At 65.4% G+C, this 13077-nt stretch carries 12 protein-coding genes; 8 read left to right on the plus strand and 4 right to left on the minus strand.

The features are described 5' to 3' along the window. Positions 1-19: 19 nt before the first annotated feature. From hemF to upp, 4 genes are all read right to left on the minus strand, one after another. The gene (gene hemF / locus J8I87_RS18595; RefSeq protein ID WP_209933162.1) at positions 20-952 is read right to left on the minus strand and encodes an oxygen-dependent coproporphyrinogen oxidase; all 933 of its coding nucleotides are present in this window, start codon (positions 950-952) and stop codon (positions 20-22) included. 264 nt (positions 953-1216) lie between these two features. Then, the gene (gene purD, locus J8I87_RS18600) at positions 1217-2494 is read right to left on the minus strand and encodes a phosphoribosylamine--glycine ligase (protein WP_209933163.1); all 1278 of its coding nucleotides are present in this window, start codon (positions 2492-2494) and stop codon (positions 1217-1219) included. 327 nt (positions 2495-2821) lie between these two features. After that, positions 2822-3550, minus strand: coding sequence for a YebC/PmpR family DNA-binding transcriptional regulator (locus J8I87_RS18605; protein WP_209933164.1), 729 nt, complete (start codon positions 3548-3550; stop codon positions 2822-2824). A gap of 584 nt (positions 3551-4134) precedes the next feature. Beyond that, positions 4135-4785 carry a uracil phosphoribosyltransferase gene (gene upp, locus J8I87_RS18610; RefSeq protein ID WP_012401447.1) on the minus strand — a complete coding sequence of 217 codons (651 nt, stop codon included), beginning with the start codon at positions 4783-4785 and terminating at the stop codon, positions 4135-4137. A gap of 278 nt (positions 4786-5063) precedes the next feature. On the opposite strand from upp, the gene J8I87_RS18615 reads away from it, so the two are divergent. The 8 genes from J8I87_RS18615 (at position 5064) to kdpC (ending at position 12362) form a co-directional block, all read left to right on the plus strand. Continuing rightward, the gene (locus J8I87_RS18615) at positions 5064-5843 is read left to right on the plus strand and encodes an SDR family oxidoreductase (protein WP_209933165.1); all 780 of its coding nucleotides are present in this window, start codon (positions 5064-5066) and stop codon (positions 5841-5843) included. A 66-nt stretch (positions 5844-5909) separates the two neighbouring features. Then, the gene (locus tag J8I87_RS18620) at positions 5910-6299 is read left to right on the plus strand and encodes a methylglyoxal synthase (protein ID WP_209933167.1); all 390 of its coding nucleotides are present in this window, start codon (positions 5910-5912) and stop codon (positions 6297-6299) included. Between the two features lie 64 nt (positions 6300-6363). Next, the gene (locus J8I87_RS18625; RefSeq protein WP_209933169.1) at positions 6364-7338 is read left to right on the plus strand and encodes a quinone oxidoreductase family protein; all 975 of its coding nucleotides are present in this window, start codon (positions 6364-6366) and stop codon (positions 7336-7338) included. 212 nt (positions 7339-7550) lie between these two features. Further along, on the plus strand, positions 7551-7664 hold the full coding sequence (locus J8I87_RS18630) for a potassium ABC transporter ATPase (protein ID WP_209933170.1): 114 nt from the start codon (positions 7551-7553) through the stop codon (positions 7662-7664). Then, complete coding sequence (gene kdpF, locus J8I87_RS18635; protein WP_011487462.1) at positions 7661-7753, plus strand: K(+)-transporting ATPase subunit F; 93 nt, start codon at positions 7661-7663, stop codon at positions 7751-7753. Before J8I87_RS18630 ends, kdpF begins: the two co-directional genes overlap by 4 nt. Beyond that, complete coding sequence (gene kdpA, locus J8I87_RS18640; protein ID WP_209933171.1) at positions 7750-9555, plus strand: potassium-transporting ATPase subunit KdpA; 1806 nt, start codon at positions 7750-7752, stop codon at positions 9553-9555. Before kdpF ends, kdpA begins: the two co-directional genes overlap by 4 nt. 93 nt (positions 9556-9648) lie before the next feature. Continuing rightward, a complete protein-coding gene (gene kdpB, locus J8I87_RS18645; protein ID WP_209933174.1) occupies positions 9649-11733 on the plus strand; it encodes a potassium-transporting ATPase subunit KdpB in 2085 nt (694 codons plus the stop codon). A gap of 47 nt (positions 11734-11780) precedes the next feature. Next, positions 11781-12362, plus strand: coding sequence for a potassium-transporting ATPase subunit KdpC (gene kdpC / locus J8I87_RS18650; RefSeq protein WP_209933175.1), 582 nt, complete (start codon positions 11781-11783; stop codon positions 12360-12362). Positions 12363-13077: the final 715 nt, after the last annotated feature.

Here is a 13077-nt window from a genome sequence, read left to right on the forward strand (position 1 = left end):
GTTGATGGAAGCGGGCGCGTCAGATCCACTCGCGCTGCACAAGAAAATCGCTGTACAGGCGCGCTTCCGGCGTGCCCGGCTCGGGCTGCCAGTTGTAGCGCCAGTTCACGACGGGCGGCATCGACAACAGGATCGATTCCGTGCGGCCGCCGCTTTGCAGCCCAAACAGTGTGCCACGGTCGAACACCAGGTTGAATTCGACGTAGCGGCCGCGCCGGTAAGCCTGGAAGTCGCGCTGGGCTTCGCCGTACGGCATGTCGCGGCGTTTTGCGATGATGGGCAGATATGCGTCCAGGAACGCATCGCCGACGCTCTTGACCATTGCAAACGACTGCTCGAAGCCCGGCTCCGCATAATCGTCGAAGAAAATCCCGCCGATGCCACGCGGTTCGTTGCGATGCTTCAGGAAAAAGTAGTCATCGCACCAGCGCTTGAAGCGCGGGTAGAGATCGTCGCCATACGGCTGCAACGCGTCGCGGCAGACCCGGTGAAAGTGCTGCGCATCCTCCTCGAAGCCATAGTAGGGCGTGAGGTCCATGCCGCCGCCGAACCAGAACACGGGCGCTTCGCCTGCCTTCGTCGCGACCAGCAGCCGCACGTTCATATGGACCGTCGGGCAGTACGGGTTGCGCGGATGCAGCACCAGCGACACGCCCATCGCCTCGAATCCGCGTCCCGCGAGCTGCGGGCGCAGCGCGCTCGCCGAGCCGGGCAGCGCATCGCCTTGCACGTCCGAAAAGCCGATGCCCGCGCGCTCGAAAAACCCGCCGCCTTCCAGAATGCGCGTGCAGCCTCCGCCGCGCAGCTTCTCGCCGGGCGCGCGTTGCCAGCTGTCGGTGGCGAACGGCGTGCCGTCGAATGCGCCGAGCGTGTCGGCGATCTGCGTCTGCAAGCCTTGCATCCAGGTCCGGACGGTCGGGACGTCGCGGGCGTCGTGAATCGGATCGGTCATGATGTGTCGGGCGCCGCGGGTTGGGACGCTGGCGCGGTACGGACTCAAACGGGCGTTAGTGGGCGTCCTGGGACGACGGGCCGGCGGCAGCGCCCGGGCGGTTGTCCGGCGGGATCGACGGGGCTGCCGCTGGCTGCCTGGCGCGCCGACCTACCCAAGTGTAGCGCCGGCGCGGGCCATGTGGCCCCGAAGGGTCCCGTTGCGTGCCCGGGTGGATGCCCGGCGCCGCGCCGGCGGAGTGCCGGCCGGCGTGGAACGGGAGGGTTAGCCGTGCTTGCGGTTGGCCGCGCGATAACCGATGTCGCGGCGATACTGCATGCCGTCGAACGAAATGTGGTTGATCGCCTCGTACGCGACCGACTGCGCGCTGCGTACCGAATCCGCCAGCCCGACGACACAAAGCACGCGTCCGCCCGAGGTCGTCAGCTTGCCGTCGGCGAGCGTCGTGCCGGCGTGGAACGTCACCGCGTCCGCCGTTTCCGCCGGGATGCCGCTGATCAAATCGCCCTTGCGCGGCGTGTCCGGATAGTTGTGCGCAGCCAGCACGACGCCCAGCGCCGTGCGGCGGTCCCACTCCAGCTCGACGGTATCCAGCGTGCCCGCAATCGCCTGTTCGACGATCTTCGAAAAGTCGCCCTTCAGGCGCGCCATGATTGGCTGCGTTTCGGGGTCGCCCATCCGGCAGTTGAATTCGAGCGTCTTCGGGTTGCCCTGCGCGTCGATCATCAGGCCCGCGTACAGGAAGCCCGTGAAGCGGATGCCTTCCTTCTCCATGCCGCGCACGGTCGGCAGGATGATCTCACGCATCACGCGCGCGTGCAGTTGCGGCGTGACGATGGGCGCCGGCGAGTAGGCGCCCATGCCGCCCGTGTTCGGGCCCTGATCGCCGTCCAGCAGACGCTTGTGATCCTGGCTCGACGCCAGCGCCAGCACGTTCTTGCCGTCGACCATCACGATGAAGCTCGCTTCCTCGCCGGCCAGGAACTCTTCGATCACGACGCGCGCGCCCGCGTCGCCGAGCTTGTTGTCCGACAGCATCATGTCGACGGCGGCGTGCGCTTCTTCCAGCGTCTGTGCGACGACCACGCCCTTGCCTGCCGCGAGGCCATCGGCCTTGATCACGATCGGCGCGCCCTTTGCATCGATGTACGCGTGCGCGGCGGCGACGTCCGCGAAGGTTTCATATTCGGCCGTCGGAATCGCGTGACGCTTCATGAACGCCTTCGCGAAGTCCTTCGAGCTTTCGAGCTGCGCCGCTTCCTTCGACGGTCCGAAGATCTTCAGGCCGCGCGAGCGAAACAGATTGACGATGCCCGCCGCGAGCGGCTGCTCCGGACCGACCAGCGTGAACGCGATCTGCTCCTTCTCGACGAAGTCGGCGAGCGCGTTCAGATCGGTGATATCGACGTTGCGCAGGCGGTCGTCCTGCGCGGTGCCGCCGTTGCCGGGCGCGACGTAGACGAGCTGCACGCGTGGCGACTGCGCGAGCTTCCATGCGAGCGCATGTTCGCGACCGCCGGAACCGACGACGAGTAACTTCATGTGATTCCCCGAATGCTAAAAACCGTGAACGGCCCGCGCGCCGGCGCGAACCGCGAATATCCGTCCGTACCTTCGCACAACGCGAACGCGGTGCCTGTGACGCAGCCAACAGAGCCGGACGATGTGCCGAAAACCGTCACGAAAACCGTCGCGAAAACTTCGACGGACAGGCCGGAAAGCTCATGGGCGTTCCGGCAAATACGCCCGCATGGCCACTCGCTAGCGAGCCGTGAGAACAGCGGGGAGCGCGGCAGCTGCCCAGGTATCGATCGAGTCCCGGACCGAACCAACGTAAGGCGGGACCGGGGCGGCGCGCTCACTCCGTACTCACTCGTCGGCGATGGCCGCGTTTGTATAGACTTCCTGCACGTCGTCGAGATTTTCCAGCGCATCGAGCAGCTTCTGCATCTTGACGGCGTCCTCGCCCGTGAACTCGACTTCCGTTTGCGGCTTCATCGTCACTTCCGCGAGTTCCGCCTTGAAGCCTGCCGCTTCGAGCGCGGCCTTGACCTTCGGGAAATCGTTCGGCGGGCAGATCACTTCGATGCTGCCGTCGTCGTTCGTGACGACGTCGTCGGCGCCCGCTTCGAGCGCCGCTTCCATCAGCTTGTCTTCGGGCGTGCCGGGCGCGAAGAGGAACTGCCCGACGTGGTCGAACATGAACGAAACCGAGCCGTCCGTGCCCATGTTGCCGCCGAACTTCGAGAACGCGTGACGCACTTCCGCGACCGTGCGGGTGCGGTTGTCCGTCATCGTGTCGACGATGATGGCCGCGCCGCCGATGCCGTAGCCTTCGTAGCGGATTTCCTCGTAGCTCGCGCCATCGACGCCGCCGACGCCGCGCTGGATCGCGCGGTTGACGTTGTCCTTCGGCATGTTGGCGTCGTACGCCTTGTCGACGGCGAGCCGCAGGCGCGGGTTCGAGTCGATGTCGCCGCCGCCCATGCGGGCCGCGACCTGGATTTCCTTGATGAGCCGCGTCCAGATCTTGCCTTTCTTGGCATCGGCCGCTGCTTTCTTATGCTTGATGTTGGCCCATTTCGAATGACCCGCCATACCTTTCTCCATCGCGTGCGCCAACGGAGGCGCGCGCATAGTGCAATTGTCGTTGCGTTTGTCGGGCCGTGCGCCGGTGCAATTGTGCAAACGCGCTCGCGCCCAGATGTCAGTCTGGGTCGCACCCTGGTGTGCCGCACACGGCGCTCGAACCGCGCACGCCGCTCATGCACGCGTGCATCGAAAAACGGGAACGTCGCGCTGGCATCGCGAAAGCGGCGCGCGTCATGTCAGAAGCCGGTGAGCGCGCAAAGCGGACTGTGAAGCCAGCGGACTGTGAAGCCGCGAGGCGATGCCTGCAGGGTGTGCCGCTCGATAAGCGGATTCGAATTTTACCATGCCGGGGGTGCGCGGCAGAAGGGACAGGCGGCCCCGCGGGGCGCGACTGGCGGATTGGGACGGGTGCCGGGCGGCGCGGCGCGAAATGCGCTCCAGATGAGATCCGCGGTGGCGAGCGGCGCGGCGCGGGCGCTCAACGCCGAGGGATCGCGAAAGCGCGGTGGCGAATCGCGCGACGCCGCGCCCGTGCGGCTTGACCATCCCGGTGCTTGCGCGCGTCGCGACGATGCGCGCAAGCGCGCGCGTCAGTTCTTCGTGCCGAATAGCCGGTCGCCCGCGTCGCCGAGGCCGGGGATGATGTACGCGTGCTCGTTCAGATGCGAATCGAGCGACGCGACGTACAGCTTCACGTCCGGGTGCGCGTCCTGGAACACCTGCACGCCCTCGGGCGCGGCGACGAGCGCCAGGAACGAGATGTTCTCGCCCGCGACGCCACGGCGCTTGAGCACGTCGATCGCGTGCACGGCCGAGTAGCCCGTCGCGACCATCGGATCGCACAGGATGAAGATGCGGTCCTCGAGATCGGGCAGGCGCACGAGGTACTCGACGGGGCGGTGGTCGTCGTCGCGATACACGCCGATATGGCCGACGCGCGCCGACGGAATCAGCTCCAGCAGCCCGTCCGACATGCCCACGCCCGCCCGCAGCACGGGAACGATCGCGAGCTTTTTGCCGGCGATCACGGGCGCGTCGATATCGACGAGCGGCGTGCTCACGCGGCGGGTCGTCATCGGCAGGTTGCGGGTGATTTCGTAGCCCATCAGCAGCGTGATTTCGCGCAACAGTTCGCGGAACGTGCGCGTGGACGTGTCGCGGTCGCGCATGTGCGACAGCTTGTGCTGGATCAGCGGGTGATCGAGGATGAAGAGATTGGGAAAACGGCTGTCCTGAGTCATGACGTGGCGCCTCGCGGCGGTAAATGGGCTGTGCTGTCGATGGAGGGCGCGGCGCTCGCGCGGCCCGCGGCGGGCGGCGGCGAACGGCTGCGCCATGGCAGCGAGTTTACCGGAAGGGGGCGCGGAAGAGACGGGAGATATTGAAAGCGAGTGCGGCGAGGTCCGGCAGCGCCGCGTCGATTCTTCTAGAATCGGGGGACAGTTGACCGACCCGGGCGCAATGCGCGCGCATGTTGCACGCATCGCGCATCACACAGTGAAAAGCACAGGAAAAGCAAATGGATCTGGGAATCGCAGGAAAGAACGCGCTCGTGTGCGCGGCGAGCAAGGGACTGGGGCGCGGCTGCGCCGAGGCGCTGGCGGCCGAAGGCGTGAACGTGACGATCGTCGCGCGCACGGCTGAAACACTCGAGCAGACGGCCGCCGATATCCGCGCGAAAACGGGCGTCGACGTGAAGGCGGTGGCCTGCGACATCACCACGCCCGAGGGCCGCGCCGCGGCGCTGGCCGCGTGTCCGCAGCCTGACATCCTCGTGAACAACGCGGGCGGCCCGCCGCCAGGCGACTTCCGCAACTTCACGCACGACGACTGGATCCGCGCGCTCGAAGCCAACATGCTCACTCCCATCGAATTGATCCGCGCGACCATCGACGGCATGATCGCGCGCCGCTTCGGACGCGTGGTCAACATCACGAGCTCGTCGGTGAAGGCGCCCATCGATGTGCTCGGCCTGTCGAACGGCGCGCGCTCGGGGCTGACGGGCTTCGTCGCGGGCGTCGCGCGCAAGGTCGCGCCCGATGGCGTGACGATCAACAACCTGCTGCCGGGGCTCTTCGATACGGACCGCATCGCGGTGACGTTCGTGGCATCGGCGAAATCGCAGAACATTTCCGTCGACGACGCGCGCAAGCAGCGCATGGCGACGATCCCCGCGCGCCGTTTCGGCACGCCCGACGAGTTCGGCCGCGCGTGCGCGTTCCTGTGCAGCGTGCACGCGGGCTACATCACCGGGCAGAACTGGCTGATCGACGGCGGCGCATATCCGGGAACGTACTGAGCAGGCGCGTTCCGCACGCGTCATTTCACGACGATCACATCACGACAACAGAAGAGGAGCAACGACATGGCAACACGCGTCGCGCTGATCGCGCACGATCACAAGAAGGACGACATCGTCCGGCTGGCGGGCGAGTACGTTGATACGCTCGCGCGCTGCGAACTGATCGCGACGGGCACGACGGGCTCGCGCATCGCGGACGCGCACGGACTGAAAGTCGAGCGGATGCTGTCGGGCCCGCACGGCGGCGACCTGCAGATCGGCGCGCAACTCGCCGAAGGCAACGTCGACATGGTGATCTTCCTGCGCGACCCGATGACGCCGCAGCCGCACGAGCCGGACATCAATGCGCTCGTGCGCGCGTGCGACGTCCACAACGTTCCGTGTGCGACGAATATCTCGACTGCGCGGATGATCCTCGACGTGCTGACGCTGCGTCTGACCCAGCAGGTCTGACGGCGTCGTGCGCGTTCGTTCGCGCAATCCTCATCAACCAGTCACGAGCGAATCAGGAGACAAGATGACCAAGGCAATTCGATTCGACAAGACAGGCGGCCCGGAAGTGATGAAGTGGGTCGATGTCGACGTGGGCGAGCCAGGCGACGGCGAGATCCGCATCAGGCAGCACGCGGTCGGCCTGAACTATATCGACGTGTATTTCCGCACGGGCCTCTATCCGTTGCCGCTGCCAGGCGGGCTCGGCATGGAGGCGGCGGGCGAGGTGGTGGCCGTCGGCGCGGGCGTGGCTGCCCTCAAGGCGGGCGATCGCGTCGCCTATGTCGCGCGGCCGCCCGGCGCGTATGCGCAGGAGCGCGTGCTGCACGCCGCGCAGGTCGTGAAGCTGCCCGACTCCATCGGCTACGAAGAAGCCGCTTCCGTCATGCTGCAAGGGCTGACGGCACAATATCTGTTGCGCCGCACGTATCCCGTCAAGGCCGGCGACACGATCCTGATCCAGGCGGCCGCGGGCGGCGTCGGCCTGCTCGTGTGCCAGTGGGCGAAGGCGCTCGGCGCAACGGTGGTCGGCACCGTGAGCACCGACGAGAAGGCGGAGATCGCGAAGGCGCACGGTTGCGATCATCCCATCGTGTACACGCGCGAGAACTTCACGAAGCGCGTGCGCGAAATCACGAATGGCGCGGGCGTGCCCGTCGTGTACGACTCGATCGGCAAGGATACGTTTACGGCTTCCCTCGACTGTCTTGCGCCGCTCGGCATGTTCGTGAGCTTCGGCAACGCGTCGGGCCCGCTGCCGCCCATCGATTCGTCGGAGTTCGCCGGGCGCGGGTCGCTCTTTTTCACGCGGCCTACGCTCTTTACGTATATCGGCAAGCGCAGCGACTACGACGCGATGGCGGCCGAGCTGTTCGACGTGATCGCGTCAGGCAAGGTGAAGACGAGCATCAACCAGCGTTATGCACTTGCCGATGTCGCCAAGGCGCACGCCGAACTGGAAGCGCGCAGGACGACGGGGTCGACGGTGCTGTTGCCGTAACGGCTGCAACTACATCGGCATCCGCGACGGCAGCCGAACCCGCAACCGCACGAGCAACCTCCGCGAAGGCCGCTTCACGCGACGTGAAGCGGCTTTTTTCGTTTACGCCGTTTACGCGTTTTTTATATCCGTCCATCCATCTTTGACCAGCCCTTTACGCCGATCGGCATAAGGTTCGGGACATCCATCGCCCAACAAATGGAGAACATGAAATGGATGTGCTGTACGTCGGGGGCATCGCGCTTTTTGCTGCGCTGACCTTTGGGTTGATCGCCGGATGCGAGAAGTTGCCGCGCTACGGCCGCGGTCAGGGAGCGCGCTCATGAACTGGATCCTCTGGCTATCTGGGGCGGCGACCGCGCTCCTGTTCGTTTACCTCGTCTATGCGCTGCTGCGCGCGGAGGACATTGAATGAATCTCAACAATGTCCTGCAGCCGGCGTCCTTCATCGTCGTGCTGCTCGCGGCAGCCGTGCCCGTTTCGCGCTATCTGACGCGCGTGATGGACGGCACCTCGCGCGTCGTCAAAGTGGGCGGGCCCATCGAGCGGCTGCTCTATCGCGTCGCGGGCGTGGACCCGGCGCAGGAAATGGGCTGGAAGCATTACGCGATCGCGACGATCGCATTCAACGTGTTGGGCCTCGTGTTTCTCTACGTGCTGTTGCGCGTGCAGAACTTCCTGCCCGGCAATCCGCAGCAGTTCGGCGCGATGACCGTCGACGGCGCGTTCAACACGGCCGTCAGCTTCGTCAGCAACACCAACTGGCAGGATTACTCGGGCGAGCAGACGGTCAGCTATCTGACGCAGATGCTGGGTCTCACCGTGCAGAACTTCCTGTCGGCGGCAACGGGCATCGTCGTCGTGATGGCGCTGGTGCGCGGCTTCGCGCGTCACACCGCGAAGACCATCGGCAACTTCTGGGTCGACATGACGCGCGTGACGATGTACGTGCTGCTGCCGATGTCGATGATCATCGCGGCCATCTTCATGAGCCAAGGCGTGATCCAGAACTTCAAGTCGTATCGGGACGTGCCGACGCTGCAGACCACGACGTACTCCGCGCCGAAGACGGACGCGCAGGGCAACGCCGTGAAGGACGCGAAGGGCAACCCGGTGATGGTCGACACGCCCGTGAAGACGCAGACGATCGCAATGGGCCCCGTGGCCACGCAGGAAGCGATCAAGATGCTCGGCACGAACGGCGGCGGCTTCTTCAACGGCAACTCCGCGCATCCGTTCGAAAATCCGACGCCGTTCTCGAACTTCGTACAGATCTTCTCGATCCTGATCATTCCCGCCGCGCTGTGTCTCGTGTTCGGCCGCGTGATCGGCGACCGCAAGCAGGGTGTCGCCGTGCTCGCCGTGATGACGATCGCGTTCGCGGTGTGCGTCGGCGGCGAAATCGCCGCGGAGCAAAGCGGCAACCCCGTCTTCACGTCGCTGCATGTCGACCAGTCGGCGAGCGCGCTGCAGCCGGGCGGCAACATGGAAGGCAAGGAAACGCGCTTCGGCATCGCGCAGTCGGGCATCTTCACGGTTGCAACGACGGCGGCTTCGTGCGGCGCGGTCGCCAATACGCACGATTCGCTGACGCCGCTCGGCGGCCTCGTGCCGATGCTGCTGATGCAGCTTGGCGAAGTGATCTTCGGCGGCGTGGGGTCGGGCCTGTACGGGATGCTCGTGTTCGCGATGCTGGCCGTGTTCGTCGCGGGTCTGATGATCGGCCGCACGCCTGAATACGTCGGCAAGAAGATCGAGGCGTATGAGATGAAGATGGTGTCGATCGTCGTGCTGCTTACGCCGCTGCTCGTGCTCGTCCTGACGTCGATTGCCGTTCTCACCGACGCGGGCAAGGCGGGGATCATGAATCCTGGCGCGCATGGCTTCTCCGAGATTCTCTACGCGTTCAGCTCGGCTGCGAACAACAACGGCAGCGCGTTCGCAGGACTCACCGTCAGCACGCCGTTCTACAACTGGCTCACCGCTATCGCGATGTGGTTTGGCCGCTTCGGCTCGCTGATCCCGGTGCTCGCGATTGCAGGGTCGCTCGCCGCGAAGAAGCGCATCGCGGTGACGGGCGGCACGCTGCCGACGCATGGACCGCTCTTCGTCGTGCTGCTGCTCGGCACGGTGCTGCTGGTCGGTGCGCTCACGTATGTGCCCGCGCTCGCGCTCGGCCCCGGCGTCGAACATCTGATGATGATCACGGGCCGCTGATCGGCCACTGATCGGCCACCGATGGGCCGACAACGGGCCGCGATGCAGCGGCCCCCGCGACACAACAAAGAAGGCGAAGAATTAGAGGAAGAAATGACTGACCATTCCGCCACCCGGTCCATGTTCGATCCGGCGCTCGTGCGCCCGGCGATCGTGGACTCGTTCAAGAAACTCAAACCGCACACGCAGTTTCGCAACCCGGTGATGTTCTGCGTGTACGTCGGCAGCATCCTGACGACGATCCTCTGGATCGCCGCGCTCGCGGGCCAGGCCGAGGCGCCCGCGGGCTTCATTCTCGCGGTGTCGCTGTGGCTGTGGTTCACGGTGCTGTTCGCGAACTTCGCCGAAGCGCTCGCCGAAGGGCGCTCGAAGGCGCAGGCGGCATCGCTGCGCAGCGCGAAGAAAGACGTGATGGCGAAGAAGCTCAACGAGCCGCACCCGAAGTCGCCGATCCGCATCATGACGGCTTCCGATCTGCGCAAGGGCGACGTCGTGCTCGTCGAAACGGGCGACGTGATTCCCGCCGACGGCGAAGTGATCGAAGGCGTTGCATCCGTCGACGAGTCGGCCATCACGGGCGAATCCGCGCCTGTGATCCGCGAGTCGGGCGGCGACTTCTCGTCCGTGACGGGCGGCACGCGCGTGCTGTCGGACTGGATCGTCGTGAAGGTCACGGCCAATCCGGGCGAGGCGTTCCTCGACCGCATGATCGCGATGGTCGAAGGCGCGAAGCGTCAGAAAACGCCGAACGAAATCGCGCTGACCATTTTGCTCGTCGCGCTGACCATCGTGCTGCTGCTCGCCACCGCGACGCTGCTGCCCTTCTCGATGTTCTCCGTCGAAGCCGCGAAGGCAGGCCATGTGGTGACGATCACCGCGCTCGTCGCGCTGCTCGTGTGCCTGATTCCGACGACGATCGGCGGCCTGTTGTCCGCGATCGGCGTGGCGGGCATGAGCCGCATGATGCAGGCGAACGTGATCGCCACGTCGGGCCGTGCCGTCGAAGCCGCGGGAGACGTCGACGTGCTGCTGCTCGACAAGACGGGCACGATCACGCTCGGCAACCGCCAGGCATCGACGTTCCTTCCCGCGGCGGGCGTGACGGAAGAAGCGCTCGCCGATGCCGCTCAAATGTCGTCGCTCGCCGACGAAACGCCGGAAGGTCGCAGCATCGTCGTGCTCGCGAAGCAGCGCTTCAATATTCGCCAGCGCGACATGGCCTTGCTGCATCCCGTGTTCATCGCGTTCAGCGCGCAGACGCGCATGAGCGGTGTCGATCTGCCCGGCCGCGAAATCCGCAAGGGCGCCGCCGATGCAGTCAGGAACTACGTCGAAGCGAATGGCGGGCACTTCCCGAGCGATGTGTCGAACGCTGTGTCGGAGGTCGCGCGTCGCGGCAGCACGCCGCTCGTCGTCGCGGACAAGGGTGAGGGCGCGGCACGCGTGCTCGGCGTGATCGAGCTGAAGGACGTCGTGAAAGGCGGCATCAAGGAGCGCTTCGCCGAACTGCGCAAGATGGGCATCAAGACAGTGATGGTGACGGGCGACAACCGTCTGACGGCAGCGGCCATTGCAGCGGAAGCGGGCGTCGACGATTTCCTCGCCGAAGCCACGCCCGAAGCGAAGCTCGCGACGATCCGCGAGCACCAGGCGCAAGGGCGGCTCGTCGCGATGACGGGCGACGGCACCAACGACGCCCCCGCGCTCGCGCAGGCCGACGTGGCCGTCGCGATGAACACGGGCACCCAGGCCGCGAAGGAAGCGGGCAACATGGTCGACCTCGATTCGAACCCGACCAAGCTGATCGAGATCGTCGAGATCGGCAAGCAGATGCTGATGACACGCGGCTCGCTGACGACGTTCTCGATTGCCAACGACGTCGCCAAGTACTTCGCGATCATCCCGGCTGCGTTCGCGACCACGTACCCGGCGCTGAACGCGCTGAACGTGATGCATCTGGCGACGCCGACGTCCGCGATCATGTCGGCCGTGATCTTCAACGCGCTGATCATCGTACTGCTGATCCCCCTCGCGCTGAAGGGCGTGAAGTACCGGCCGCTCGGCGCCGCGATCCTGTTGCGCCGCAATCTGCTGATCTACGGTCTGGGCGGCATCATCGTGCCGTTCTTCGGGATCAAGCTGATCGACATGGTGCTGGCCACGTGCGGCTGGGTTTGATGCAAGCCTGACCGATAGCGTTCGACAGAAATAAAGGAAGCTGAATCATGAACTCGCTTTTTCGCCCGATGATCGTGATCTTTGCCGTGCTGACGGCTGTCACGGGTCTCGCGTATCCCGCCGTGATGACGGCATTCGGCCAGGCCGTCTTTCACGACGAAACCAACGGCAGCATGATCGGGAAGGACGGCAAGGTGGTGGGCTCACGCCTGATCGGCCAGCAGTTCGACGCGCCGCAGTATTTCTGGGGCCGTCTGTCGGCGACCGCGCCGATGCCGTACAACGCGCAGGGTTCGAGCGGCTCGAACATCGGCCCGATCAACCCGGCGCTCGCCGACGAAGTCAAGGGCCGGCTGGATGCGTTGAAGGCTGCGGGGCATATGCCTGCCGGCACGGCGGTTCCCGTGGATCTGGTGACGTCGTCGGGCAGCGGCCTTGATCCGGAGATCTCGCCGGCGGCGGCGGCGTATCAGGTGGAGCGCGTGGCCGCGGCGCGGAAGATGAACGCGAACGATGTCGCAGCGCTGGTTGACCGTTATACGCGCGGTCGGCAGTTTGGGCTGTTCGGCGAGCCGCGTGTGAATGTGCTCGAGTTGAATCTTGCGCTGGATGACGCGCAGCGCGGGTGATGGGTTGTGACCGTGGGTGATGGCGCTTTTTTTGTTGTCTGCCGACGGCATTTGGGGTTTGTGTTCTGCCGCTATCGCTGGCATTCGCGATGCGCTTTATGTTTTGCCGCTGTCGCTGGCATCCGCGATAGCGCCTCGCGGCGCGGGCGTTGCCCCTGTGCGGGGCGGCACCTACTTTCTTTGCCGCGGCAAAGAAAGTAGGCAAAGAAAGCCGCTCACACCGCCAATGCTTGACGCTTGTCCACGGGCCCTCAGCATCCCCATGTTTATCGCGGCAGTGTGCTGGCCCATGTCCGTTACCAACGTGCTGATTGAATGCCTCACCCGCTTCATGCGCTCGCACAACAGCTAACTGTCTCTGACGTTTGAGCGCCCCCTTCGGCAAACCTATGTTGGTTGTCGCGCATCACGGGCAGCGCCCGAACAGTGCAGAGACATCGCGCAGCGAAGGTGTTCTGACGGCGCGAAGGCCTACATAGGTTTGCCGCACGGGGGCGCTGGATAGTCGAGGGCGTGGCCTGCAACGCACGCGCATGAAGCGGGTGAGGCGTTCCGATAGCGCGCTGGCAACGGGCCTTTCGAGCAGGTTGCCGTGCGAAGCGCGGGGCGGTGAAGAGCCCGTGGATCAACGTCAAGGGTTGGCGGTGTGAGCGGCTTTCTTTGCCGCGGCAAAGAAAGTAGGTGCCGCCCCGCACAGGGGCAACGCCTGCGCCGC

This window comes from Paraburkholderia sp. LEh10 (assembly GCF_017814945.1).
GTDB lineage: Bacteria > Pseudomonadota > Gammaproteobacteria > Burkholderiales > Burkholderiaceae > Paraburkholderia.